Origin of the sequence: Salegentibacter salarius, from assembly GCF_900168265.1 — a bacterium.
Lineage (GTDB): Bacteria > Bacteroidota > Bacteroidia > Flavobacteriales > Flavobacteriaceae > Salegentibacter > Salegentibacter salarius.
Genome location: NZ_FVZF01000002.1, coordinates 161,774 through 185,321 on the forward strand (window position 1 = coordinate 161,774; position 23,548 = coordinate 185,321).

26 protein-coding genes and 1 pseudogene are annotated in these 23,548 nt (G+C 36.8%); 9 read left to right on the forward strand and 18 right to left on the reverse strand.

Annotation, left to right across the window (positions count from 1 at the left end; translation table 11 throughout):
- The 8 genes and pseudogenes from B5440_RS01995 to mvaD form a co-directional block, all read right to left on the reverse strand.
- The gene (locus tag B5440_RS01995; RefSeq protein ID WP_070053815.1) at nucleotides 1-1,404 is read right to left on the reverse strand and encodes an arginine decarboxylase; all 1,404 of its coding nucleotides are present in this window, start codon (nucleotides 1,402-1,404) and stop codon (nucleotides 1-3) included.
- Nucleotides 1,405-1,690: 286 nt separating this feature from the next.
- The gene (locus tag B5440_RS02000) at nucleotides 1,691-2,533 is read right to left on the reverse strand and encodes a pseudouridine synthase (protein ID WP_070053816.1); all 843 of its coding nucleotides are present in this window, start codon (nucleotides 2,531-2,533) and stop codon (nucleotides 1,691-1,693) included.
- A 94-nt stretch (nucleotides 2,534-2,627) separates the two neighbouring features.
- Nucleotides 2,628-3,104, reverse strand: coding sequence for a nucleoside deaminase (locus tag B5440_RS02005; protein ID WP_070053817.1), 477 nt, complete (start codon nucleotides 3,102-3,104; stop codon nucleotides 2,628-2,630).
- 22 nt (nucleotides 3,105-3,126) lie between these two features.
- The gene (locus B5440_RS02010) at nucleotides 3,127-4,032 is read right to left on the reverse strand and encodes a geranylgeranylglycerol-phosphate geranylgeranyltransferase (RefSeq protein WP_057482927.1); all 906 of its coding nucleotides are present in this window, start codon (nucleotides 4,030-4,032) and stop codon (nucleotides 3,127-3,129) included.
- An 11-nt stretch (nucleotides 4,033-4,043) separates the two neighbouring features.
- Nucleotides 4,044-4,982, reverse strand: a complete 939-nt coding sequence (locus B5440_RS02015; RefSeq protein WP_070053818.1) for a mevalonate kinase family protein — start codon at nucleotides 4,980-4,982, stop codon at nucleotides 4,044-4,046.
- Nucleotides 4,979-5,239: a DUF2442 domain-containing protein gene (locus B5440_RS02020; RefSeq protein ID WP_070053819.1), complete on the reverse strand. Its 261-nt coding sequence runs from the start codon at nucleotides 5,237-5,239 to the stop codon at nucleotides 4,979-4,981. The genes B5440_RS02015 and B5440_RS02020 overlap by 4 nt, the downstream gene beginning before the upstream one ends.
- Nucleotides 5,236-5,433 (reverse strand): annotated as a pseudogene (locus B5440_RS15875) (DUF4160 domain-containing protein); the annotation flags it as partial. The gene B5440_RS02020 and the pseudogene B5440_RS15875, both read right to left, overlap by 4 nt.
- A 41-nt stretch (nucleotides 5,434-5,474) precedes the next feature.
- Entirely contained in the window at nucleotides 5,475-6,563 is a 1,089-nt protein-coding gene (mvaD, locus tag B5440_RS02030; protein WP_070053820.1) for a diphosphomevalonate decarboxylase, read from the reverse strand.
- 189 nt (nucleotides 6,564-6,752) lie between these two features.
- On the opposite strand from mvaD, the gene B5440_RS02035 reads away from it, so the two are divergent.
- Nucleotides 6,753-7,229: a TspO/MBR family protein gene (locus tag B5440_RS02035; RefSeq protein ID WP_070053821.1), complete on the forward strand. Its 477-nt coding sequence runs from the start codon at nucleotides 6,753-6,755 to the stop codon at nucleotides 7,227-7,229.
- On the opposite strand, the gene B5440_RS02040 is transcribed toward B5440_RS02035, so the two are convergent.
- Nucleotides 7,226-8,446, reverse strand: a complete 1,221-nt coding sequence (locus B5440_RS02040; RefSeq protein ID WP_070053822.1) for a BaiN/RdsA family NAD(P)/FAD-dependent oxidoreductase — start codon at nucleotides 8,444-8,446, stop codon at nucleotides 7,226-7,228. The two genes, B5440_RS02035 and B5440_RS02040, sit on opposite strands and share 4 nt — an antisense overlap.
- 60 nt (nucleotides 8,447-8,506) lie before the next feature.
- Entirely contained in the window at nucleotides 8,507-9,193 is a 687-nt protein-coding gene (locus B5440_RS02045; RefSeq protein ID WP_070053823.1) for a glycerophosphodiester phosphodiesterase, read from the reverse strand.
- Between the two features lie 192 nt (nucleotides 9,194-9,385).
- Between B5440_RS02045 and B5440_RS02050 the strand changes: the two genes are divergently transcribed.
- The 4 genes from B5440_RS02050 to B5440_RS02065 all read left to right on the forward strand — a co-directional run bounded on the left by B5440_RS02050 (nucleotide 9,386) and on the right by B5440_RS02065 (nucleotide 11,918).
- Nucleotides 9,386-9,907 (forward strand): DUF421 domain-containing protein, encoded by a 522-nt coding sequence (locus B5440_RS02050; RefSeq protein WP_070053824.1) that lies wholly within the window; start codon nucleotides 9,386-9,388, stop codon nucleotides 9,905-9,907.
- A 126-nt stretch (nucleotides 9,908-10,033) separates the two neighbouring features.
- Nucleotides 10,034-10,729, forward strand: a complete 696-nt coding sequence (gntA, locus tag B5440_RS02055) for a guanitoxin biosynthesis heme-dependent pre-guanitoxin N-hydroxylase GntA (protein WP_070053825.1) — start codon at nucleotides 10,034-10,036, stop codon at nucleotides 10,727-10,729.
- 2 nt (nucleotides 10,730-10,731) lie between these two features.
- Nucleotides 10,732-11,349 (forward strand): FMN-binding negative transcriptional regulator, encoded by a 618-nt coding sequence (locus tag B5440_RS02060; RefSeq protein WP_070053826.1) that lies wholly within the window; start codon nucleotides 10,732-10,734, stop codon nucleotides 11,347-11,349.
- Entirely contained in the window at nucleotides 11,340-11,918 is a 579-nt protein-coding gene (locus B5440_RS02065; protein ID WP_070053827.1) for a DUF1989 domain-containing protein, read from the forward strand. Before B5440_RS02060 ends, B5440_RS02065 begins: the two co-directional genes overlap by 10 nt.
- A 96-nt stretch (nucleotides 11,919-12,014) precedes the next feature.
- Here the strand turns inward: B5440_RS02065 and clpX are convergent, their stop codons facing one another.
- The 8 genes from clpX to B5440_RS02105 all read right to left on the reverse strand — a co-directional run bounded on the left by clpX (nucleotide 12,015) and on the right by B5440_RS02105 (nucleotide 20,372).
- A complete protein-coding gene (gene clpX, locus B5440_RS02070; protein WP_070053911.1) occupies nucleotides 12,015-13,247 on the reverse strand; it encodes an ATP-dependent Clp protease ATP-binding subunit ClpX in 1,233 nt (410 codons plus the stop codon).
- 52 nt (nucleotides 13,248-13,299) lie between these two features.
- On the reverse strand, nucleotides 13,300-13,977 hold the full coding sequence (gene clpP / locus B5440_RS02075) for an ATP-dependent Clp endopeptidase proteolytic subunit ClpP (protein WP_070053828.1): 678 nt from the start codon (nucleotides 13,975-13,977) through the stop codon (nucleotides 13,300-13,302).
- 108 nt (nucleotides 13,978-14,085) lie between these two features.
- Nucleotides 14,086-15,408, reverse strand: a complete 1,323-nt coding sequence (tig, locus tag B5440_RS02080) for a trigger factor (protein WP_070053829.1) — start codon at nucleotides 15,406-15,408, stop codon at nucleotides 14,086-14,088.
- 87 nt (nucleotides 15,409-15,495) lie between these two features.
- Nucleotides 15,496-15,837, reverse strand: a complete 342-nt coding sequence (locus tag B5440_RS02085; protein WP_070053830.1) for a phage holin family protein — start codon at nucleotides 15,835-15,837, stop codon at nucleotides 15,496-15,498.
- A gap of 86 nt (nucleotides 15,838-15,923) precedes the next feature.
- Nucleotides 15,924-17,489, reverse strand: coding sequence for an SGNH/GDSL hydrolase family protein (locus B5440_RS02090; protein WP_070053831.1), 1,566 nt, complete (start codon nucleotides 17,487-17,489; stop codon nucleotides 15,924-15,926).
- A 9-nt stretch (nucleotides 17,490-17,498) separates the two neighbouring features.
- Nucleotides 17,499-18,749 (reverse strand): OmpP1/FadL family transporter, encoded by a 1,251-nt coding sequence (locus B5440_RS02095; RefSeq protein WP_070053832.1) that lies wholly within the window; start codon nucleotides 18,747-18,749, stop codon nucleotides 17,499-17,501.
- 119 nt (nucleotides 18,750-18,868) lie between these two features.
- Nucleotides 18,869-19,633 carry an alpha/beta fold hydrolase gene (locus B5440_RS02100; protein ID WP_070053833.1) on the reverse strand — a complete coding sequence of 255 codons (765 nt, stop codon included), beginning with the start codon at nucleotides 19,631-19,633 and terminating at the stop codon, nucleotides 18,869-18,871.
- Between the two features lie 25 nt (nucleotides 19,634-19,658).
- Nucleotides 19,659-20,372 (reverse strand): pyridoxine 5'-phosphate synthase, encoded by a 714-nt coding sequence (locus tag B5440_RS02105; RefSeq protein ID WP_070053834.1) that lies wholly within the window; start codon nucleotides 20,370-20,372, stop codon nucleotides 19,659-19,661.
- A gap of 90 nt (nucleotides 20,373-20,462) precedes the next feature.
- Between B5440_RS02105 and B5440_RS02110 the strand changes: the two genes are divergently transcribed.
- The 4 genes from B5440_RS02110 to B5440_RS02125 all read left to right on the forward strand — a co-directional run bounded on the left by B5440_RS02110 (nucleotide 20,463) and on the right by B5440_RS02125 (nucleotide 23,547).
- Entirely contained in the window at nucleotides 20,463-21,119 is a 657-nt protein-coding gene (locus B5440_RS02110) for a CBS domain-containing protein (RefSeq protein WP_070053835.1), read from the forward strand.
- A complete protein-coding gene (locus tag B5440_RS02115; RefSeq protein WP_070053836.1) occupies nucleotides 21,116-22,000 on the forward strand; it encodes an NAD kinase in 885 nt (294 codons plus the stop codon). Before B5440_RS02110 ends, B5440_RS02115 begins: the two co-directional genes overlap by 4 nt.
- Before the next feature lie 100 nt (nucleotides 22,001-22,100).
- A complete protein-coding gene (gene porG / locus B5440_RS02120; RefSeq protein WP_070053837.1) occupies nucleotides 22,101-22,805 on the forward strand; it encodes a type IX secretion system protein PorG in 705 nt (234 codons plus the stop codon).
- 1 nt (nucleotide 22,806) lies between these two features.
- Nucleotides 22,807-23,547, forward strand: a complete 741-nt coding sequence (locus tag B5440_RS02125) for an isoprenyl transferase (protein ID WP_070053838.1) — start codon at nucleotides 22,807-22,809, stop codon at nucleotides 23,545-23,547.
- Nucleotide 23,548: the final 1 nt, after the last annotated feature.

Below are 23,548 nucleotides of genomic sequence, written 5' to 3' on the forward strand. Positions count from 1 at the left end.
TTAATTGTGACCATTATAGCCTAATATTTTCAGCATATCATTTGCATCTTGCTGCTCGCTGAAGAGCTTAGTGCTAATCTTGCCATTTTCATCTTTATCGATTAACAAATGCTTTGGCTGCGGAATTAAGCAGTGGTGCAAACCACCATATCCACCAATAGTTTCCTGGTAAGCTCCAGTATTAAAAAAGCCAATATATAATGGTTTCTCTTTCTTAAACTTAGGAAGATAAATAGCGTTTACGTTCTGTTCTGAATTATAATAATCGTCACTATCACAGGTTAAACCACCAAGTAAAACACGCTCATACTCATCGTTCCAACGGTTTATGGCCAACATCACGAATTTCTTACTTATTGCCCAGGTATCTGGCAAGGTGGTGATAAATGAAGAATTGATCATATTCCACTTTTCACGGTCGTTTTGCTGTTTTTGATATAAAATCTCGTAGATGGCGCCGCCGCTTTCTCCCACGGTAAAACTTCCAAATTCAGTAAAAATATTGGGTACATCAACTTCGGCTTCTTCACAATATAATTTTATCTGGTTGATGATCTCATCTACCATATAAGCATAATCGTACTCAAAATGAAGTGAATTTTTTACCGGAAATCCTCCGCCAATATTTAAGCTATCCAGCTCTGGGCACACTTTCTTTAAGCTTACATAAACCCGTAAACATTTTTGTAATTCGTTCCAGTAATAAGCTGTATCCCTAATCCCGGTATTGATAAAGAAATGCAGCATCTTTAGTTCTACCTGCTCATTTTCCTTAATCTTTTTATTGAAAAACGGAACAATGTTCTTATAACCAATTCCAAGCCTGGAAGTATAGAATTCAAATTTTGGCTCTTCCTCTGAAGCGATCCTTATTCCAATGGGAAATTTCCCTTCTATTTTTTCTGAAAGTAGATCTATCTCTTCATAATTATCTATAATAGGCATACAGTTTTTATGACCATTATTAAGCAAGCGCGCAATGTTTTCTATATACTGGTCGCGTTTAAAGCCATTACAAAGCACATAAGTATCATCGGTAATTTTCCCAGATGCTTTTAATTCTTCCACAATATTAATATCAAATGCCGAAGAAGTTTCAATATGGATATCGTTCTTTAAAGCTTCATTTAAAACGTGTTGAAAGTGAGAGCTTTTTGTACAATAACAATAATTATAATTAGCCTTATAATCGTGTTTTTCCATAGCATCGGCAAACCATTTTTTGGCTCTGTGAATGTTCTGGGAGATCTTAGGCAAATAGGTGAATTTTAATGGAGCTCCATATTCTTTGATCAACTCCATTAGATCTATGTCGTGAAACTTTAACTCGGTTCCTTCCAGGGTAAATTCTTCCTGCGGAAAGTAATAGGTCTGGTCTATTAAATCGCTGTATTTAGTATTCAATTGTTTAGTTTATGTGTTATAAAGATAAAAATTAGGCATTAATTTTTCGGGTCAAAAAGAATGACTGGTAAATTAATGTTAAGAAAAAAATGATAGGAGCTTAAAGTCAAGCTCTGATAAGGCTTAAAACAAAGAATTTTAGCAGACGAAAAGGTTCGCCCAGCGTTTAGGTAATAAATTCCTGTCAATTAAATAGGTGCATTATAAATTTAAAATAAAAAACCGGAGAAGGAATATCCTAATCCGGTTCAAAAATATTAAAAAACTTAATACGGAATCACTTTTTTTAAAGCATTCCTAAATTTATAACTTCCTGATCTGTAAGCCTTCTAAAACGACCTCTTGGCAGATCCTTTTTTGTAAGGCCGCCAAAAACTACACGATCCAGTTTTTCAACTTCAAAGCCCATACTTTTAAACATTCTTTGAATTACGTGGTTTTTGGTACTTTTAGTTTCTATTCCAATTTCGTTTTTGGGTCTATCGGCAATAAAGCTAACGTCTTGTATATTAACTTTCCCATCTTCAAGAAAAATTCCATTTCTAATTTTCTCTAAATGTTCTACTGAAAGCGGTTTTGTTAAGTTTACCTGGTAAATTTGTCTAATTCCATTCTTGGGTTTACCAAGTTTTTTAGCCAAAGTACCGTCGTTGGTAAAAAGTAAAAGTCCCATTGCCTGGGTATCTAGTTTACCCACAGGATCCAGTTTAGCTTTAGTGGCTTTCGCCATAATATCCATAACTGTTTTACCTCCTTTTTCAATACTTCCGGTTACGTAGATCCCTTTTGGTTTGTTTAATACAAAATATTCGGGCTTATCTGGATTAACGCTTCTTCCGTCAAATTTAACTTCATCGGTTGGGGCTACTTTAAAGCCCATTTCGGTTACCACATTTCCATTAACGGTCACATTTCCGGCAGAAATAAAGATATCGGCATCACGACGGGAACAAATCCCGGCATTGGCAATATATTTATTTAAACGAATTCCATCGGTCTTAGAAGGGGTTTTAGGAGCTGACTGCTGCTTTTTAATAGGCGCATTACCGCGTGCAAAAGACTTCTTGGTCTTACCACCACCTTGTCTTCCACTAAATTTTCCACCTTTAGATTTATCGTCTCTACTCATATCGCTAATTTTTTGCAAAGGTACTCTATTGATTTAGAGTGGCATTCTATTTAATTGAAAGTTTTTATACTGATTTATACTAAAAATAGCGTATCTAATAATCAATTTTATCGCCTTTTGCTTCCCATTTTTGAAAAATTGGAAGGCCTTTTTCGCGCATCATATTAATAAATGGAATCTTACGCTCATTCATATCAAGTGCAATTTCATCATAAACAAACTGGTCGTCAAAACCGATTCTAGCAGCATCTTCCCGACTTAAAGCATAATACACTTTGCTAGGCCGTGCCCAGTAAATAGCACCCAAACACATTGGGCAGGGCTCACAAGATGTATAAAGAATACAATCTTCTAACTGGAAATTTCCCAGTTTTTCACAGGCTTGTCTAATTGCAGCAACTTCGGCATGTGCGGTAGGATCGTTGGTAGAAGTAACTTTATTACTGGATTCGGCAATAATTTCTCCATTCTTTACGATTACAGCACCAAATGGGCCACCGGAACCTTTATCCATTCCTTCTTCTGCTAACTGAATAGCTCTTTTTAAAAAATAGCTATGATCTTTTTCCATAAATTATTTTTGAATTTGAATCTTAAAAAACGCGGTTTAGTACCTCTTTAATATCAATAAGTAAAATACTAAAAACCCCGGCAACAATAATAAGTTTTAAAATATTATGAAGCAGTAAAAACTGCCATTTCACTTTGCTGAAATACAGGAACAGTACAAAAAACACCAGTAAAACAAGGGATACATAAAAGTAATAATTCATATAACCGGTATCAAAACGGGTAATTAGAAGCATGGTTGGGATTACGGCTAAAATACTCAATATTGAAAGGAAAAACTTACTGAGCTTCTCGCCATAAACTATGGGAATAGTATGATAATTTTGAATCAAATCTCCCTGCATATTCTCCAGATCTTTTACAAGTTCGCGCATAACGATCATTAAATAAAGGAAAGTGGCGTGTATAAAGATGACCGTTTCAAAATTTTTATAATAGATAAATATCACGAAAAATGGGGTAAGGGTAAGGATGGAAGCCACTAAATTACCCAAAAATAAAATCCGTTTTAAACGATGGGAATACAACCAAATCGCAAAAATATAGATAGAAAAGAAAACTACAGCTTTAAACGAAACATAGCTGGCAAAGAATATAGCCAGTAAATTGAGAATAAAATAAACCGAAAGTTTGGTTCGCTGACTCACAAACCGGTCTAACATTGTTTTCTTTGGCCTGTTGATTAAATCTTTCTCGCTATCATAGAAATTATTGATAATATACCCAGAAGCGATAACCGTAGCAGAAGAAAGAATTAGAAAGAATAGATTATCGTCAAAAAAAATTTCTCTTAGCGGAAGTTCAGGCGCCAAAATAAAAGCTGATGTAAGGTATTGTGCTAAAATAAGCACCAAAATATTATAGCCACGAACCACCGAAAATAAACTAAACATTTTCAGCAATAAGCGCTTGTTAGAAATAGACGCCATGTAAGGGTTGTTTAGAAGTTGTAAACCACTTCTAATTTGTAATCTTGAAGAGATTTTCTGGCTTTATCAATGTCTTCGGTAAAACCTAAGATATAACCACCACCACCAGAACCGCAAAGTTTGAGGTAATAATCGTTAGTATCTATACCGTGTTTCCAAAGTTTATGAAATTGAGCGGGGATCATTGGCTTAAAGTTATCCAACACCACGTGAGAAAGACGTTTTACGTTAGAAAACAACGACTTCACATCTCCTTTAAGAAAATCGTCTACGCAGGCATCGGTATGTTTTACAAACTGCTCTTTAAGCATTTGTCTAAAGCCTTCCTGCTTCATATTTTCCATAAAAATATTCACCATTGGGCCTGTTTCACCGGTACTGCCACTGTCTAATAAAAATACGGCACCTAAACCATTTTCGGTTTGCGAAGGTATTCCTGCGGGCTCAATATTATCTTTAGAATTAATTAAAATCGGGATGCTTAAATAACTATTTAAAGGATCTAAGCCTGAAGATTTTCCGTGGAAAAAAGATTCCATTTCTCCGAAAATCTTTTTCAGTTTTAATAGTTTATCACGGGTAAGATTTTCTAAAACCGTGATCTTTCCGGTTGCATATTTATCATAAATAGCCGCAACCAAAGCACCACTACTTCCTACACCATATCCCTGCGGAATAGTAGAATCGAAATACATGCCTTTTTCAATATCAGCTTTAAGCTTTGCCAGATCAAACTGCACCAGCTCCGGATTATTTTCCTGAAGCTCGTTTAAATAATCGGCAAAACGGTTTAAACTTCTATTAGAGGCTATAGCAGCTTCAGAAGGATCTTCATCTACTTTTAAAGCTCCATTATAAAAATTATAAGGAATGGATAAACCTTTGGAATCTTTAATGATTCCGTACTCTCCAAAGAGTAAGATTTTTGAATAAAATAAAGGTCCTTTCATACTGTTTTGATATTTTTCTCTTGGCTATAATTTAGCATTCCGTAAGCAGAAAGATCTTCATCTACTTTATTCCAATGCACGCCATAACCACCCGGCGAAATTTCAAAATCCAGGAGTTCATCTTCAGAAGCCTGGTTTAATTTAGGATACCATTTTAAAGGAGCGCCAATCTCACGACCGTCTTCGAGTAGAAAAAAAACTTTCCCTTCCCTAAACTTCACTTCGTTAATTTTAATATGCGCTTCCGTTAAATTCATAGTTTATAAAACTCGTCCCACTTTTTAATAAAAAAGAATCTGTTCTTTTCAGCAATTTCCATAATTGCCTTTAAATCATTCTTTTTCACTCCAAAATTATATACCAAAGTTAAGGAATCTAATTCAATTTTAACTTCGCCTCCTTTTCCAGTAACATGAATATGTTTTGGAAGATGCTCATTTGAATAAAAAAAGAACCGAAATCCTCTTTTCGTTAAATATTGTGGGCATTAGTTTAATTTAGCTTTTCTGCTCCCTTTCCAACCTGGTCACAAATATACTGCCCTTTTTCACAATAGGCAACAAGCTCATTCTTAATGAATTCTAAAACTTTTTCTTTATGTATCTCTGGATAAAGCAGGTGTACATTGGCGCCGGCATCCAGAGTGAAACAAATTGGTATTTTAGTATCTTCCCTAAACTCCCATATTTTATTGATAATTTCAAGCGTATTAGGCTTCATTAGAATAAAATAAGGATTGCTGCTCATCATCATCGCATGCAAAGTGAGCGCCTCACTTTCTACGATAGAAATAAATTCTTCTAAATTTCCGGAAGCAAAAACCTGCTTTAATTTATCTAAATTGGAATGTGCCTGGGCAAAACGCTCTTCACCAAATGGATGGCCGTGCATTAAATTATGCCCCACACTACTGCTTACCTGCTTTTGCCCTTTGTCTACCAACAAAATTGTATCCTGGAAACTTTTAAAAACCTCATCAATTTCAAACGGATATTTTATTCCGAATAAATCGCTGCTTTCCGGAATATTCTGGTGCTTGCCCCATTCAATCAATTCACCTTCCAAACTACGGCAGGCACTTCCTGAACCTAGCCTGGCTAAAAAAGAAGCTTTTTTGTAGAAAAACTCTTCATTAGTAACATCAGTATTCAATTCTTTTTCCAGGCTCATTACGCAAAGCGCAAGGGCACTCATGCCGCTTGCAGACGATGCTATTCCGCTACTATGAGGAAAAGAATTTTCAGTATAAATATTAAGCTTATAATCTTTTAAAAACGGTGCATATTGCTCAATACGCTGAAAAAACTGCTGAATTTTCGGTTTAAAATCTTCCTTCTTTTTTCCTTCAAAATAAAGTTCAAAGTCAAAAGTCGCAGATGGTTCTGGCTTCTTCTGAAACTCCATTTTTGTAGTGGTTTTACAATTCTTCAAGGTAAAACTCACCGAAGGATTAGCCGGAATCTGATTCGCTTTTTTCCCCCAATATTTTACCAGGGCGATATTGCTGGGAGACTTCCAGGTAACTTCTCCTTTTTCTACGTTGCTTGAAAATTGCTTTGGAATAAAATCCTGTTCGCGCATAGCAAAATTTTAGTAAAAACACCTGCCGCAGAAGCTTAAGGCATTAGATTGAAAATTTAAATCCTACTCAGGGCGCAAAGATATGTTTTATGTTTTGGGAATTTTCTTTACCTATCAAAATAAATTTTTATTTTAGTAGGGACAAACTTCTTCGTTTTAACCGGGAAGTTACCCGAAACCAACCAAAAAATGACCAAAAAACTCTTTTTACGAAGTTCTGTGGCCATTGGCATTTGTTTGCTTTTCGGGTTTATGGGCGCAATTGCCACTCAAGTTGGCACCGCCGAATGGTATCCCGCCCTGAACAAACCCTGGTTTAATCCGCCTGACGCATTTTTTGGCCCTATTTGGTTAATTATGTACGTATTAATGGGTATTGCCGCAGGGATTGTATGGAGCAAAGGTTTTTATCACAAATGGGTGAAAACCGCATTATATCATTTTGGATTTCAACTATTAATAAACGGTTCCTGGTCTTTACTTTTCTTCGGGATACAAAAACCATTTTTAGCTTTATTAAGTATTACTTTGCTATTTATTCTAATACTAATCACAATAAAATGGTTTAAAGTGGTAAGCAAAACCGCGGCTTACTTAATGATACCCTATGCAGTTTGGGTATTGTTTGCTATGATCTTAAATTTTGAGATCTGGCGACTTAATTAATCTTCGCTCATTGCTTTTGCAGCAAGAAATCCACCCGTCCAGGCATTTTGAAAGTTAAATCCGCCGGTTATGGCGTCTATATTTAAAACTTCTCCCGCCAGAAACAGGTTTTTATGAAGTTTACTTTCAAAAGTTTTAAAATTAATTTCTTTTAAATTCACTCCCCCGGCAGTAACAAATTCTTCTTTGAAGGTACTTTTCCCGTTTACTTTGAAAATCGCTGCGGTAAGTTGATCGCTTAAATTTTGAAGCTGATTTTTATTTAAATCGGCCCAGGTAGTGCCTTCTGCAATTCCGGATCCTATCACCAGGTTTTTCCATAAGCGTTTAGGCAAATCGAATTGCGCATTTTTTACCACCTGCTGTTTAGCTAGTTTTGTTTTTAGATCTTTTAAACTAGACAAAATATCTTCTGAAGTAAACCCTGGCAACCAGTTTACCAGTATTTCAAATTGATAATTTAGTTTCTCCAGATCTCTTGCTCCCCAGGCTGATAGCTTTAAAATTCCCGGGCCGCTCATTCCCCAATGAGTAATTAGCAAAGGTCCTTTACTTTCTAAAGTGACATTCTTAGAATTTATTTTAACCTCGGCTTCGGTAGCGATTCCGGGTAGATCTTTAATTCGGGCATCTTGAATATTGAAAGTAAAAAGAGAAGGAACCGGCTCTATAATTTCGTGACCCAGTTTCTTCAGCATATTCCACATTTTAGGATTGCTCCCGGTGGCAAGCATAATTTTATCTGCAGAAAAATCCCCTTTACTGGATTTAACCATCCAGCACTTTTCTTCCTTTTGAAAATTTTGAACTGCGTGGCTCTTAAAAACCTGAATCTTTAATCTTTCGGTTTCCTGTAAAAAGCAATTAATAATACTTTGCGAATCATCTGAAACAGGAAAAATTCGGCCATCATCTTCAATCTTTAACTCAATCCCTTTTTTCTCAAACCATTCCATGGTATCTCCGGTCATAAACCCATGAAAAGGCCCAAGCAATTCTTTTTCTCCACGAGGATAATTGAGGCTAAGTTCTTTCGGAATAAATTCTGCGTGGGATACATTACACCTTCCACCGCCCGAAATTTTCACTTTGGTTAGCACTTCTTTCCCGCGTTCAAAAATTGCAATTTTTAGATTGGGATTAAATTCAGCTGCATTTATGGCGGTAAAAAAGCCTGCTGCTCCCCCGCCTATAATTATAATATCGAAATGCTGCATTTTCCTGGTTTCAGATTTAAAGTTTAAGGTTACTGGGTCAATTTTTCCAATTTCGTTTGCTTATAAAAGTCTGTCGGGAAAATCGGAAATGATCCCGTCAACACCAAATGCCCGCATCCGCGCAATGTCTTCCGGTTCGTTGACCGTCCAGACGTTTACATTAAAACCGGCCTTGTGAGATGCCTTTACATTATCCCGGGTAATTATTCCTAAAGACGGATGAATTGCTGATGCATTGAGGAGTTTTCCCAGCTCTATAGCCTCCGTTACACTGGCTTTACTCAAAATTCCCAGGGCTACCTTTCCATCCAATTTTCGCATCTGAAACAGCTCATTTTTCTGAAAACTGGAAACGATAAAATCTTTATAGTTCCAGTTTTTTTCTGCTATATATTTTTTAATGATTTCGGCAGTAGACGTAGCGGTATTTAAACCTTTTAATTCAATATTTATAATACATTTCCCCTGAATAAGATCCAAAACTTCGGTAAGTAAAGGTACTTTATATTGACCTTCTACATTTAAGGATTTTATTTCGGTTAGAGATTTTTTAGCAACCTCACCACTTCCGTTGGTAGTGCGGTCTAAAGTGAAATCGTGAATTACCACCAACTCACCGGTTTTACATCGATGCACATCAATTTCTATAGCATCAACCTTAAAATGCAGGGCCTTCTGGATACTTTCCAAAGTATTTTCGGCCAAATGTCCTTTGGCTCCCCGGTGACCAATTTTCAATAAATTCATTTTGCAAAGGTATTCAATTAACTCAAAAGCATGTTTTTTTAATGTTATCTGGTTTTTTGATGGATGTTTAGAAACTCTTATAAATTCTTAACATTTTATTGTACAAGATCCTTCTTAATTTTAAGCTATAATGTCCCGGAAACCAATTATAATTTCAACTCTTAAGGTTGCCGGACCAGTTAAAACTTTACTATGAAAGAATGGTTTGAAGCGTCCTGGACGTCTATAATAGCAATTTTATTAACAGCCTTAGGAATCTACCTGGCAATTATACTCTTTACAAGAATCGCAGGAAAACGTAGTTTTTCTAAAATGTCCAGTTTTGACTTTGCGATGACGGTTGCAGTAGGTTCTATTATAGCTTCAACCATTTTATCCAAATCTGTAAGCCTAACACAAGGAATTGTGGGACTTGGAGCTGTATATATTTTACAAATCTCGGCTGCGTTTCTAAGACGTTGGTCCTGGGCTCGAAAAGCAATAGACAATTCCCCTTTGCTTCTTATGGATAAGCAAACTATATTATATGAAAATTTAAAAAAAGCGAGGGTTACCGAAGGTGATTTGCGCTCTAAATTAAGGGAAGCTAATGTTTTAGACCTTTCCCAGGTACGCGCAGTAGTATTTGAAACCACAGGAGATATTTCAGTCTTACATACCTCACAAGAGAATCAGGAGCTGGAAGATTGGCTCACAAAAGATGTAATGAGGTAAATCTGCCTTAAAAAAATAGATTATGAGGCTGCCTGTTAATCTTATTAAATTTTGAATTAATTTATTCTTAAACCTTATGGAACGCCACCTTAGAGATGGTAGTTTTATAAAAAACCATTCGATATTATGATTTCTTTCGGAGTTAAACCTAAAGTGAAAAAGTGGAAAGTTAATGCAGATGAAGCTGCAGAGTTAGCATTTAAAGATTTTGTGCTAACTAAAGACCATCCTTGTATGATGGCACAAACCGTGGTGGACCAAAATCATTTAGACCTACATACCTACGATGAATTTCCAAGCCGAAGAACAGCCAAAGAAATATATAAAGATTTACAGAACTATATAGAAAACTACGATTTTGAGTCTAATGAATTCTATACATTTATGGCGGTTTTTAAAGACCAGGATTCATTTTCTGAAACGCAATTTGAAACTGCACTTTGGAAACAACTGGAGTTCTTACACGATATAGATAATGAAGACTGGGATCCTGAAGTAAGCGATAATCCTGAAGACAAAAATTTTAGTTTTAGCATTGCCGGAAAAGCTTTTTATATGGTAGGCATGCATCCAAACAGCAGTCGCAAAGCAAGGCAGAGTCCTTATCCCGCAATTGCTTTTAATTTACACTGGCAATTTGAAAAGTTAAGAGAAATGGGGGCATTTAATACCGTTCGTGATAAGATTAGAGAACGCGATATAGAATTGCAGGGAAATATAAATCCTATGTTGGAAGACTTTGGAGAGAATAGCGAGGCCAGACAATATAGCGGCCGTAAAGTTGAAGAGGAATGGAAATGTCCTTTTCACAGAAAAAAATAAATATGTACCAGCCCAAAAAATACAAAAAGGACGATCCTGAATTCCTTTTTAAATTTATACAACAACATCCTTTCGCAACTTTTATACTTAATGGTGAAAAAATCTTAGCTACGCATATTCCGGTGCTCACAAAAGGGACTGCAAAGGATTTTCTTCTCTTTTCGCATATAGCGAACCATAATCAGCAGTTTAAATATTTAAAAGACGATACAGAAGCATTATTGATTTTTCAGGGCGCACACGGCTATGTTTCCTCTTCCTGGTACAAAGAAAAAGACATTAGCACCTGGGATTATTCTGCGGTGCACGTAAATGTAAAGCTGAAAATACAATCCCGTCAGGAACTTGAAGACTCGCTAAAAGAACTAGTTGCAACTTTTGAAGAACCACAGGAAGATCCGTTGTATTATAAAGACCTTCCAAAGAAAATGCTTGAAGAACATTTGCCACTAATTACAGGTTTTTGGTGTGAAGTAAAAGAGATTAAAGGTATCGCAAAACTGCATCAGGGCTATGATAAGGAAGATATTGATTCGGTCACCGCACATTTGGAAAAACAGCAAAATAATTTAAATTCCGCGTTAAGCGAAAACATTAAAAAAGAGCATAAATGCAAGTAATAAAAAAACAATCTGGAGCCGCCTTTAAATTAAAAAAAGGACAGAAACTGAAAGTGATAGATGCCGAAGGCGAACAGGTTAGCGATATGGTTTTATTTAATGCAAAAGACAGGAGGGAAAAACTTTCCTCGGGAAAGACCATGGACTTCGAGGAATCTATTTTAATAAGTTCAGGAAACTTTCTTTGGAGCAATCGCAGTAATAAAATGGTAGAGATCCTTGAAGATACGAACGGGAGAAACGATTTTTTGCTTGCTCCTTGCAGCCCAGAAACTTTTGAGGTGATGTATGATTACGATGGTTACCATCCCAGCTGTTTTGAAAACTTATATACCAGCCTGGAAGAATTTGAAATTCAGCCAGACGATATTCCCACGGCTTTCAACATTTTTATGAACGTTCAGTTTGATGAGAAGGGAAAAATTAGCGTTGATCCGCCATTAAGTAAAGCTGGCGATTATGTGCTATTTGAAGCAAAAATGGATCTTATCGTCGCTTTAACCGCCTGCTCTGCTGAAGACAGCAACAACGGGAGTTTTAAACCTATACATTACGAGATTTTAACTTAAAAGTTCCAGAAAATCCAAACCGAAAATAAAAAAACTGCCCAGAAATGGTTTTAACTCCATTTCCGGGCAGTTTTTTAAAATATACTAAGTTCTAGTTTAAGAAACTGCTTTAAGCTTGCTTATGGTAGACTTATTTAATTTTTCTTCGGCATAAGCGCGAGTTACTTTTAGCTTGCTTTTGCCGCTTTCGGGCATTTCAAACATTGCATCGGTAAGCACTGCTTCACATAAAGATCTTAATCCTCTTGCTCCCAGTTTATATTCTACCGCTTTTTCAACTATGTAATCTAAAGCATCATCGGTCATTTCAAACTCGATATCGTCCATTTCAAACAACTTCTTATATTGTTTAATAATGGCATTTTTCGGCTCGGTTAAAATAGAACGAAGCGTGCTTTCGTCAAGCGGATTCATGTAAGTAAGCGCCGGCAACCTTCCTATTATTTCAGGAATAAGTCCGAAATCTTTTAAATCCTTCGGAATAATATATTTCAGCAAATTGGTTCTCTCTATATTGTCATCGCTTTTTGAAGCGCTGAAACCAACCGCCTGCATATTTAACCTCTTACTGATGTTTCGCTCAATACCATCAAAGGCTCCTCCTGCAATGAAAAGGATATTTTCGGTATCAACCTCTACGAATTTCTGATCGGGGTGTTTACGGCCTCCTTTTGGCGGTACGTTAACAGTGGTTCCTTCCAGTAATTTTAATAATGCTTGCTGAACTCCTTCTCCTGAAACATCTCTGGTAATAGAAGGATTATCGCTTTTACGGGCAATTTTATCTATTTCATCAATAAATACAATTCCGCGTTGTGCTTTTTCAACATTATAATCGGCTGCCTGAAGCAATCTTGTTAAGATACCTTCTACATCTTCACCCACGTAACCAGCTTCGGTAAGCACCGTAGCGTCTACAATAGCCAAAGGCACATTAAGCATTTTTGCAATGGTTTTTGCAATAAGGGTTTTCCCAGTACCGGTTTCCCCAACCATTACGATGTTAGATTTTTGAATTTCAACATCATCACCGCTTGCCGGTTGCAAGAGCCTTTTGTAGTGGTTATAAACCGCTACCGACATCACTTTTTTGGTTGCTTCCTGCCCTATTACATACTGATCCAAAAATTCTTTAATCACTTTTGGTTTGCTCAGCATTAGGTCTGAAGACAGTTCTTTAGCTTCCCCCTGTTTGAGTTCTTCTAAAACAATGCCGTGGGCCTGCTCTATACATTTATCACATATATGCGCATCCAGCCCCGCTATAAGTAAGTTGGTTTCAGGTTTTTTTCTACCGCAAAACGAACATTCTAATTCTTCTTTCGCCATTTCGTCAAATTTCAATTTCCAGTATATAAAATAATAAACTGAAAATTAATTCTTATCCTTCTCTCGTTAAAATTTCGTCGATCATACCGTATTCCTTGGCTTTATCGGCCTTCATCCAGTAATCACGATCACTATCTTCTTCTATCTTCTCATAAGTTTGTCCGGAATGCTTAGCAATAATCTCGTATAATTCCTTTTTAAGGGTTAAGATCTCCCTGGCGGTGATCTCAATATCACTAGCCTGCCCCTGGGCACCACCAAGAGGTTGGTGAATCATTACCCTGGAATGTGGCAAACCACTTCTTTTTCCATTCTCACCGGCACAAAGTAGAACTGCTCCCATAGAAGCCGCCATACCTGTACAAATTGTAGCCACATCTGGTTTTATGAACTGCATAGTATCATAAATTCCCAAACCAGCATAAACACTTCCTCCCGGAGAATTAATATAGATCTGGATATCTTTAGAAGCATCTGTACTTTCTAAAAATAACATTTGCGCTTGTATAATATTTGCAACCTGATCGTTAATTGCAGTACCCATAAAGATAATTCTATCCATCATTAATCTGGAAAAAACATCCATAGCTACAGCGTTCATTTGTCGCTCTTCAATAATATTAGGAGTCATCCCCGTAGGAGTCATGCTGCTCACTATTTTCTGGTAATAATTACTATTTATACCGTGGTGCTTAGTGGCGTATTTTTCAAATTCTTTTCCGTAATCCATCAATCTTCTTTTTTTTAAAGCTTTTTCTCTTAGCTGCCTTTTAAGTGAAAAGGCGTTAACCCGAATGGTTTAACGCCTTAAATATAAGTATAAATTTATAGAAAAAGCTTACTCGTAAATCTCTTTCACAAATTCGTCGTAAGTCACTTCTTTTTCTTCAAAAGACATTTTCTCTTTGTAGAAACCAAGCAATTTCTCGTTCATTAATTGCTCTGACATTCTTTTTACTTCATCCTGATTAGAAAGAATTCTTGCCGCGATATCGTCAAGTTCTTTATCTCCAGGATTCATTTGGCCAAATTGAGCCATTTGTTCTTTGATCTTTTCTTTAGCAAAAGCCTTAAGATCTTCAAACTCTACTGTAAGGTTATTTTCGTTTACTATTTTACCTTCAATTAACTGGTAACGTAAACCTTCTTCACTCTTTTCGTATTCTTCTTTGGCTTCTTCTTCGGTCATTGGTTTCTCACCAACGGTCTGAATCCATTTTTGAAGAAATTCTTTAGGAAGTTCAAATTTAGTTTGCTCAATAAGCTGCTTGGTCACATCGTTCATTAACTGCTGATCGCTTTGCTGCTTAAATTGCTTTGCTGCATCTTCCTTGATCTTTTCTTTAAGCTCATCTTCACTGGTTACTTTACCTTCACCAAAAAGCTTATCGAACAATTCCTGGTTAAGCTCTGCCAATTCTCTATGGTTGATCTCTTTTACCGTGAATTCTACTTCAATATCTAGATCGTGCGCTTTATCGTGCTCAATTCCTAAATGCTCGATTAACTCATGATCGTCTTCAAAAAGATTTTTAGTTTTTAAGGTGAAAGAATCACCAACTTTAGCTCCAACAAACTTATTAAGGTTTCTTTTCCCCTTAAGTTTCTCTAATTCTATTGAAGTTTCTTTCTCAATCCCTTCTTCTTCATTCTTGAAGGTACCGGCAACGATATCGCCTTCTTCAGCTTCATCTTTAGAGATCAATTTCCCGTATTGTTTTCTAATAGATTCGATCTGGTTATTCACCATTTTCTCATCTGCCACAATATTATAATGGGTTACCGGCTTTTCAAGTTCAAGGTTTACATCAAACTCTGGAGCCAAACCAAGTTCAAACTCAAAAGTATATTCTTCTTTATTCCAATCGAAGTTTTCCTGCTCTTTAGGAATAGGATTTCCAAGAACATCCAGTTTTTCTTCGGTAAGATATTTATTTAGTGAATCCTGTAGAAGTTTGTTTACCTCATCTACCAAAACAGCCTGACCGTATTGTTTTTTCACCATTCCCATAGGCACGTGCCCTTTTCTAAAGCCGGGAATATTGGCGTTTTTACGGTAATCTTTTAAGATCTTTTCAACTTTACCGGCATAGTCTTCTTTGGCGATATCTACTTTTACCACCGCATTCAATTCATCAATATTCTCTCTGGTAATATTCATCTTGACTTGTTATAAAAATTGGAGTGCAAAATTACACTTTTTTCCCAAGCCAACAAAGTTTCAAATTATTGAATTCCAGCATAGTTCCTAATCTTTTCCCAATAATGAAAAAAGCAGGGATTGAAACAGGGATAAAAGCAAGCTAAAAAGCAGGGCAATAAAAAAGCCGCTAACTCCAAATCCTGAAACAAAAGCATCTGCCAGTAAAATAATTATCGCATTGATCACCAGTAAAAACAAGCCTAAAGTTAGTATAGTTACGGGTAAGGTAAGAATTACCAGAAGGGGTTTTACTAACAAGTTTAGGATCGCCAGAACCAGTGCCACTATTATAGCTGTTAAATAACCGGCTACCTCAACGCCTGGCAGAAATTTAGCCAGGATCACCACAGCTAATGCAGTAAGTAGTATTCTTAATATAAAACTCATAATTTTAAGATTAGTTAGTTTCTGAAAAATACAAAAAACGCCGGAAAAATCCGGCGTTTCTATTTTTGTAATATAAAGTAATGGTTTTACTGCACTTCGTTACTTAGAGTAACTGTACCATAAGTTCCAACATTTACTTTTGGCACACTAGCATTATATGTTGAATTGATCACATCAATAATTTCGTTAGCCATAACTGCATTTCCACGAGGAGTTAAATGAATTCCATCAAGAGAAAAAGCACCACCTGCTCCAAATTCTGAAGTTATGGTTCCGCCGTCAAAAGAAATTCCACCTTCTGCCAATTGATTTAACAAGCCCTGAGCATCTACATACCCTAATCCATTAGCATCAGCAATGGCCTGGATAGACGCATTATAAGCTGCAGTTGCCTGTTCTATATTAGCTAATTCAGCTTCATCTAAAGCATCAGCATCGTCAATTCCGTTTACCGCTCCAAAAAGTGCGTTCGCCTCTTCCTGAGTTGGAGTTTGACCTTGTTGTAAAGCTCCAAGAATTTGCATTACCTGTGGCGAAAGGCTAACTGCACCATAACCCTGCGCTAAAGCAGCCTGGTCTATGGTTAAAACTAGTTTTTCTTCTGCCGTCATTTGTCTAAACCCTAGTGGATTCGCCTCTGAAGGCTCCACATCTATTAAGAACCTATTTGCACCCTCACTAAAAGTGATCGCATATTGTGAAGCTAAAGCCTGTGCTTGTTCAGCAGGAACTCCCTGCTGCATTAATCCGCCAGCAAAAACCTGTGAAACAGCCTGGAAATAACCGGTTAAATTAGCTGCTGTTTCAGCATCTAATGCAAGTGCATTATTTGGCACTGTATTAAAGAATGGTACCGCAGCAACATCTGGAATGTTAACTAAAACTCCTCCACTTGCTGAAGCCGCTAAAGCCTGAACCATTTGCCCGTAAATACCGGCAAAGGCATTAGGATCTGTAATATCGTTTTCTCCGTAAGTAGAAGGATCTAAATTGTTTAACTGAAATTCTCCCGTTCCCCCAGAAGTAGCGTAACCCAATACATCGTTATTTCCTATCCATAAAGAGAAAAAAGTTGGATTTTGAGCAAGCGCATCTTCTAAAACTGTAGCACTTGGGGAAGAAGCAAAACGAGCAAAATATGGGTTTGCAGTTCCTGTAACTATATTTTGAACATTTCCATAACCGGAAAATCCAAGATGGTAAGATTTAGCTCCCGGTACACCCATATTACTAAATGGGCCCTGCAACACACTCCCAACTTCGGTAGTAGCTTGCATACCTGTGTATACTTGTGGAGAACGAGCTCCATTTTCACCTGCAGCCAATACAAGTCGGTTTTGAGTGATTTGGTTTCCGCCTAATAAAAGTCCGCCGGCATTATCATTCATAAAAGGAATGGTAAATTCCTCAACATCCTGAGTTTTTTCAAATTGTTGTGAAAGAATATTCGGATAAGAGTTTTCCTGCCCGGTAATATAAAGGGCATTGTCTGCATAACCCGCTGTAAGAGAATTACCCAAAGCTACATACCTGGAAAAATCGGCTTCTCCATTGGTATAAGCACCGGCTTCGTCTACCGGATTATCAAATTCTGGCTCACAGGAAACAATTCCCAGCGCCAATACTGCTATATATTTAAAATAATGTTTCATTTTCTAATTTTATAATTTGTAGGTTACACCAAGTCCAGGAATAAAGGCTGAAGTCTTATAAGTTCCTTCAAATGGAACATTTTGCCCATTTTCGCTATAATAATCGTAAGACTCATCTACTTCTTCATACCTGTTATAAAGGAAAGCCGCATCTATAGAGAATTTGTCATTCACATTTACAGAAAGACCACCGGTAAATCCGTGAGCATCGTTTCTTGGAGTTTCAGGAGCAAAGTAACCAGACTGTACTGGAGATTCATCAAAGTAATATCCAACTCTCAAGGTAATAGTTTCGTTGGCAAGATATTGCAAACCAAATCTATAAGTTGAAGAATTTTTATAATTACGTGGATTTTCAGAATCAGGAATTTGTGCATTTGCGAAGTCTAAATCTAAAGACTCATAAACGTCCCAGTAAGTCATATTATAATCGAAAGCAAGAAGCCATTTGTCTAAAAGCTCGTAAGAAACTCCTACCGAAAGCTCAGCTGGCATTGGTAAAGACGCATCAAATTCTGTATTCTGAAAAGGAGTTAATGGTGAATTTGGAATATTTTCAAAAGTAGCATCTCCACCTTCGGCTTCCACCATAATTTCACTTCGGTAATTAATACCAAAACGTAAATCTTCAGTAGCATTATACATCGCACTGGCTGACCATCCAAAGGCACTTACGCCGCTGGCATCTACAGTTACGTTAGAACGATTTCCTTCTATATCGGTTAAAGTACGGTTTAGGTTTCGGTTAAAATTCACCGATCCATTTACATAGATTGGTCCACCACCAACACTTAATTTATCTGAAATTTTTACTGCAGCCAAAGCCTGAATATATATAGCCTGAAGATCTATAGTATTCACCAAATGAGATCCAGCCCAATCTGTTGGCCATTCTACGCTACTCCCATAAGGGGTATAAGCAGCAAGCCCTAAAGTTAGCCAGTCGTTTACTCTATAAGACCCATAAGCATAAAAAGGAGTTCCCACAGGACTGTCAGTCTCAGAACTAAGTCCGAATTCTGAGTTTTGGTATTTCACACTAGAAAATACGGCACTGGCACCAGCGGCTACATTTATCTTATTTTCAAGATAAACAAGCCCAGCCGGGTTAAAAAAAGCAAGTTCGGCATTGTTAACTACCGCCACTCCCGTGTGACCCATAGCAAGCGATCGTTGTCCCTGAAGACTCACCCTATACCCACCGGCATAAGTTACCGCAGCCATTAGACCAAAAAGGCCCAGGAAAAGTAATTTTTTCATAATTGAATTGGATTTTATAGTATTCTAATAATTTCTTGGTATCAAATTTAGCATAAATTACATATTACTCAAGAAAATTGGATTATTTATTATGCACACATAATAAATTTAGAAAGATTTTAAAGAAAGTCAACAACAGCTGCATAGAAATCATCCATTTTCTCAGCGTGAACCCAATGTCCGGCGTTTGCGATTTCTTTGAATTCTACTTCCGGGAATTGATTTTTAATATCTGCCCGGTCTTCTTTTTTAATATAATTTGAATTAGCTCCTTTTATAAATAGTGTAGGCCCGCTATAAACTTTATCCTGCGGCAGCGCCCGCCCCACTTCTTCAATATTATCTTTTAAAGTTTGAAGATTAACTTTTAAACGATAATCACCTTTAGAGGTACGATTAAGGTTTTTCAGCAGAAAAAGCCGTACCGGTTTTTCTGAAATAAAATCTGAAAGTAATTTATCGCCATCCTTTCGCGATTCCAGGTTAGCATCTTCCAAAGCGGTTAAGCCTTCTAATATTTGTTGATGATGTGGTTCATAATATTTTGGAGCAATATCTACCACGATAAGCTTTTTTACTAGATCTGGATAGTTTGCAGCAGCAAGCATCGCAGTTTTACCACCCATAGAATGCCCCATTAATATGATTTTCGATAAAGAATGTTGCTCACAATAGGCTTTAATATCTTCAGCCATTAGTTGATAACTGTGACTATCTGTATGCGGACTTTTACCGTGGTTACGCTGATCTACAAGGTGAACCTGGAAATTCTTTTCTTCTGCAAGTTTGCTACCAATGGTTTTCCAGTTATCGCTCATCCCCAAAAATCCGTGGAGAATTAAAAGCGGCGTGCCCTCTCCTATTATTATAGAGTTTAATTTCATCGTTTTTCTGTTTTCTAAAAATGAATTATTTCAGAAGTTCAAGATATTTTTTAATCGTTGTTTCCAATCCCATATATAAGGCTTCAGCGATTAGCGCGTGGCCAATGGAAACTTCATCAAGATGCGGAACATGCACATTAAAAAACTTAATGTTATCTAAGGAAAGGTCGTGACCTGCATTAATTCCTAAACCTAATTGATGCGCTAATTCCGCACATTTTGTATACGGTTCTACTCCAGATTTATCGCCTTTTGCAAATTTCACGGCAAAATCTTCGGTATATAATTCAATTCGGTCTGTTCCTGTTTCTGCAGCTCCTTCTATCATTTTTTCATCTGGATCTACAAAAATTGAAGTTCTAATACCATTATCTTTAAACTCCTGAATCACTTCCTGGAGAAATTTCTTGTTTTTAATGGTATCCCAACCGGCGTTAGAAGTAATCGCATCTTCAGCATCTGGCACCAAAGTAACCTGCGCTGGTTTAGCTTCCATCACCAAATTGATAAATTTCGCTACCGGATTTCCTTCTATATTAAATTCGGTTTTTACAATGGATGAAAGATCCCGAACATCCTGGTAAGTAATATGGCGTTCATCTGGTCTTGGGTGCACGGTGATTCCCTGCCCGCCAAAAGACTCTATTTTCTTAGCTGCTTCAACTACAGCAGGAATGTTACCACCACGAGCATTTCGTAAAGTGGCAATTTTATTGATATTTACACTTAATTTCGTCATTTTATAAGCTTTTGTTTAACAAAAATACAAACTTGGAAATGCCCTAATGAATTTTATTTTAATTAATTTGCATAAAAACGAAGCGACATCATGAAGATGGATAATTTTATAATTAACGATGTTTCCATAAGGCATTTTTCTGATAAAATTGGGGAAGTCCAGGACTTATTCAATCAGTTAACCTATTCGCATTTGCCGGTAGAAAACAACGGTATTTATATGGGTTGCATTTCAGAAAATGATATTCGTTGCTTTGAAGCCGAAAAATCTTTAGAAGATTATCAATATGCTTTAGAAGGTTTTTTTGTGAGAAATACAGATTTTTGGCTGGATATTTTAGAACGTTTTGCGCAGAACAACACCAATATTTTACCGGTTTTAGATGAAGAAAATCATTATCTAGGTTATGTTGAGCTAAACGAGATCATTGCCCTTTTTAATGAAACCCCGTTTTTAAGCGAAGCGGGAAATATTATCGTAATCCAAAAAGGAATAAAGGATTACTCCTTTAGTGAAATCGTGCAGATTGTAGAATCTAATAGCGCAAATATTCTTGGTTCATTTATTTCGAAAATTGAAAATGACGTAGTTCAAATCACCATTAAATTGAGTCCGTCTGGAATAAATGAGATCATTCAGTCTTTCCGCAGGTATGGCTATAAAATTATTTCTGAACACCGGGAAGATAATTTCAATAAAAATCTTAGAGACCGCTCTAAGTATTTAGATAAATATATGAATATATGAAAGTAGGCATCTACGGTCAATTTTATCACACCAATGCCGGGACTTATATAGCACAGCTTCTGGAACTACTGAAGCGTAAAAACATCAATGTAATTATTGAAAAAGATTTCCTGGAACTTATTCATTTAAATAAGACCATTAATGAAGATTATTCTTACTTCAGCACTTTTGAAGAACTGAATAACAGCTTTGATCTATTCTTTTGTATTGGCGGTGATGGTACTATTTTAAAGTCAATTAATTACATCAGGAATTTAGATATCCCAATAGTTGGCATTAATACAGGAAGATTAGGCTTTTTGGCAACTATCCAAAAGGAAGAGATTAAAGATAGCCTGGAAACTATCTTGCAAAAAGATTACAGCATTTCTTCTCGCAGTGTATTAAATATTAGCACAAACCCGCCAAGCCACGATCCTGTTTTTAAAAATATTGCCTTGAATGAGATTGCCGTAAGCCGAAAAAACACCACCTCTATGATTACGGTAGACACCTGGCTAAACGATCAATATCTAAATTCTTACTGGGCAGATGGCTTAATTGTTTCTACACCAACGGGATCTACCGGCTATTCTCTTAGCTGTGGCGGCCCCGTAATAACACCAGATGCTGCATCTATTATTATCACACCCATTGCGCCGCACAATTTAAATGCCCGCCCTTTAGTAATTAAAGACGACACCAAAATAACACTTCGGGTTTCAGGAAGAGAAGATTCTCACCTGGTCTCTATGGATTCCCGAATTGCCACCCTGGAAAATGATACCGAGATCATTATTGAAAAAGCACCCTACGCGATAAACCTTGTTGAACTTAACGGCGATAGTTTTCTTCAAACCCTCAGAAAAAAGCTCATGTGGGGAGAAGATAAACGCAATTAAGCAATAAATGATTTTAAAAACTGTTTAAGAACATGTACAAATTTGCTCAAATTATTGTAGAGCAAACATTATTGTTATATTTGCAAACTTTTGAAAACCTATGAGGTACATATTAGTTGTAGTAATCTTGCTTGTTTTTGCCCCAAAAACAAATTCACAAACATTTGAAGTAGGACCATATATTGGTGGCGCTAATTACATTGGTGATGTAGGCCGAACCAATTTTGTACTTCCAAATAGCCTGGTTGGCGGCGCACTTCTTAAATGGAATCGCAGCTCACGGCATGCTTTTAGATTCTCCCTTTTATACGCTGAAATAAATGCCGATGATACCGATTCTAACGATCCCAGAAGAGCGAGCAGAGGCTATTCTTTTACCAATACTATTGCAGAAGCTTCCCTTGGATTAGAATTTAATTTCTGGAGTTTTGACCTTCATGAAGGTCACCCGCAAAGTACTCCTTATCTTTATACCGGAATAACATATTTTAGAGTAGACCACTTATTACTGAGTGCAGATTTCCCCAATGGGGAATTGGAAAACCAGGGAGCCAACTGGGATTTTGCGATTCCGGTGGTTTTTGGTTACAAAGAAAGCATAACACGCCATATTGTAGGAGCGCTGGAAGTAGGCGTACGCTATACGTTTACCGATAATTTAGACGGAAGCTGGCCAGAAGAAATTTTTGGAAATAGAATGCCCAAAAGGGAATTCGGAAATAGAAACACCAACGATTGGTATGTTTTCACAGGAGTAAATTTCACCTTTTCATGGGGAAGAGAACCTTGCTATAGCCGATTTTAATATGAATTATAAAGACAACATAGACCTTAAAAAACTACCAAAGCATATTGCCATAATTATGGATGGCAATGGAAGGTGGGCGCGAAAAAAGGGCTTCTTAAGGGCCGCGGGGCACGAAGAAGGCACTACCGCTGTTCGGGATGTTGTAGAAGCTTCAGCCGAAATTGGCATTGAACACCTAACCCTTTATGCCTTTTCTACCGAAAATTGGAATCGCCCAAAATTAGAAGTAGACACTTTAATGCGTTTACTGGTTTCCTCTTTAAAGAAGGAAATCAAAACACTTCAGAAAAATAATATTCGTTTAAATGCGATAGGGAATTTAAAAACCCTTCCGAAGAAAGTATTTCGGGAACTTAATGAGGTTATAGAGAAAACCAAGACCAACAATCGCATGATTCTCAACCTTGCGCTTAGCTACGGTTCACGGGAAGAATTAACCTCAGCAATACGTGAAATTAGCCTGAAAGTTAAAAATAATGAAATAACCGCCGATGCTATTGATGAATCGGTTATAAATCAGCATCTTTACACCCGAAATTTTCCGGAGGTAGATTTATTAATCAGAACCAGCGGAGAACAACGCATTAGCAACTTCCTATTATGGCAAATTGCTTATGCAGAATTATATTTTACAAAAACTTTATGGCCAGATTTTAGAAAAGAAAATCTTTTTGAAGCCATTTACAATTATCAAAATAGAGAAAGACGATTTGGAAAAACCAGTGAGCAACTTAGTTAGC

Bases quoted from the DNA above. Each gene is read 5' to 3' on its own strand.
- B5440_RS02000 (WP_070053816.1), bottom strand. From the start codon at position 2,533: ATGAGTAGAGACGATAAATCTAAAGGTGGAAAATTTAGTGGAAGACAA.
- B5440_RS02005 (WP_070053817.1), bottom strand. From the start codon at position 3,104: ATGGAAAAAGATCATAGCTATTTTTTAAAAAGAGCTATTCAGTTAGCA.
- B5440_RS02010 (WP_057482927.1), bottom strand. From the start codon at position 4,032: ATGGCGTCTATTTCTAACAAGCGCTTATTGCTGAAAATGTTTAGTTTA.
- B5440_RS02015 (WP_070053818.1), bottom strand. From the start codon at position 4,982: ATGAAAGGACCTTTATTTTATTCAAAAATCTTACTCTTTGGAGAGTAC.
- B5440_RS02020 (WP_070053819.1), bottom strand. From the start codon at position 5,239: ATGAATTTAACGGAAGCGCATATTAAAATTAACGAAGTGAAGTTTAGG.
- mvaD (WP_070053820.1), bottom strand. From the start codon at position 6,563: ATGCGCGAACAGGATTTTATTCCAAAGCAATTTTCAAGCAACGTAGAA.
- B5440_RS02035 (WP_070053821.1), top strand. From the start codon at position 6,753: ATGACCAAAAAACTCTTTTTACGAAGTTCTGTGGCCATTGGCATTTGT.
- B5440_RS02040 (WP_070053822.1), bottom strand. From the start codon at position 8,446: ATGCAGCATTTCGATATTATAATTATAGGCGGGGGAGCAGCAGGCTTT.
- B5440_RS02045 (WP_070053823.1), bottom strand. From the start codon at position 9,193: ATGAATTTATTGAAAATTGGTCACCGGGGAGCCAAAGGACATTTGGCC.
- B5440_RS02050 (WP_070053824.1), top strand. From the start codon at position 9,386: ATGAAAGAATGGTTTGAAGCGTCCTGGACGTCTATAATAGCAATTTTA.
- gntA (WP_070053825.1), top strand. From the start codon at position 10,034: ATGATTTCTTTCGGAGTTAAACCTAAAGTGAAAAAGTGGAAAGTTAAT.
- B5440_RS02060 (WP_070053826.1), top strand. From the start codon at position 10,732: ATGTACCAGCCCAAAAAATACAAAAAGGACGATCCTGAATTCCTTTTT.
- B5440_RS02065 (WP_070053827.1), top strand. From the start codon at position 11,340: ATGCAAGTAATAAAAAAACAATCTGGAGCCGCCTTTAAATTAAAAAAA.
- clpX (WP_070053911.1), bottom strand. From the start codon at position 13,247: ATGGCGAAAGAAGAATTAGAATGTTCGTTTTGCGGTAGAAAAAAACCT.
- clpP (WP_070053828.1), bottom strand. From the start codon at position 13,977: ATGGATTACGGAAAAGAATTTGAAAAATACGCCACTAAGCACCACGGT.
- tig (WP_070053829.1), bottom strand. From the start codon at position 15,408: ATGAATATTACCAGAGAGAATATTGATGAATTGAATGCGGTGGTAAAA.
- B5440_RS02085 (WP_070053830.1), bottom strand. From the start codon at position 15,837: ATGAGTTTTATATTAAGAATACTACTTACTGCATTAGCTGTGGTGATC.
- B5440_RS02090 (WP_070053831.1), bottom strand. From the start codon at position 17,489: ATGAAACATTATTTTAAATATATAGCAGTATTGGCGCTGGGAATTGTT.
- B5440_RS02095 (WP_070053832.1), bottom strand. From the start codon at position 18,749: ATGAAAAAATTACTTTTCCTGGGCCTTTTTGGTCTAATGGCTGCGGTA.
- B5440_RS02100 (WP_070053833.1), bottom strand. From the start codon at position 19,633: ATGAAATTAAACTCTATAATAATAGGAGAGGGCACGCCGCTTTTAATT.
- B5440_RS02105 (WP_070053834.1), bottom strand. From the start codon at position 20,372: ATGACGAAATTAAGTGTAAATATCAATAAAATTGCCACTTTACGAAAT.
- B5440_RS02110 (WP_070053835.1), top strand. From the start codon at position 20,463: ATGAAGATGGATAATTTTATAATTAACGATGTTTCCATAAGGCATTTT.
- B5440_RS02115 (WP_070053836.1), top strand. From the start codon at position 21,116: ATGAAAGTAGGCATCTACGGTCAATTTTATCACACCAATGCCGGGACT.
- porG (WP_070053837.1), top strand. From the start codon at position 22,101: ATGAGGTACATATTAGTTGTAGTAATCTTGCTTGTTTTTGCCCCAAAA.
- B5440_RS02125 (WP_070053838.1), top strand. From the start codon at position 22,807: ATGAATTATAAAGACAACATAGACCTTAAAAAACTACCAAAGCATATT.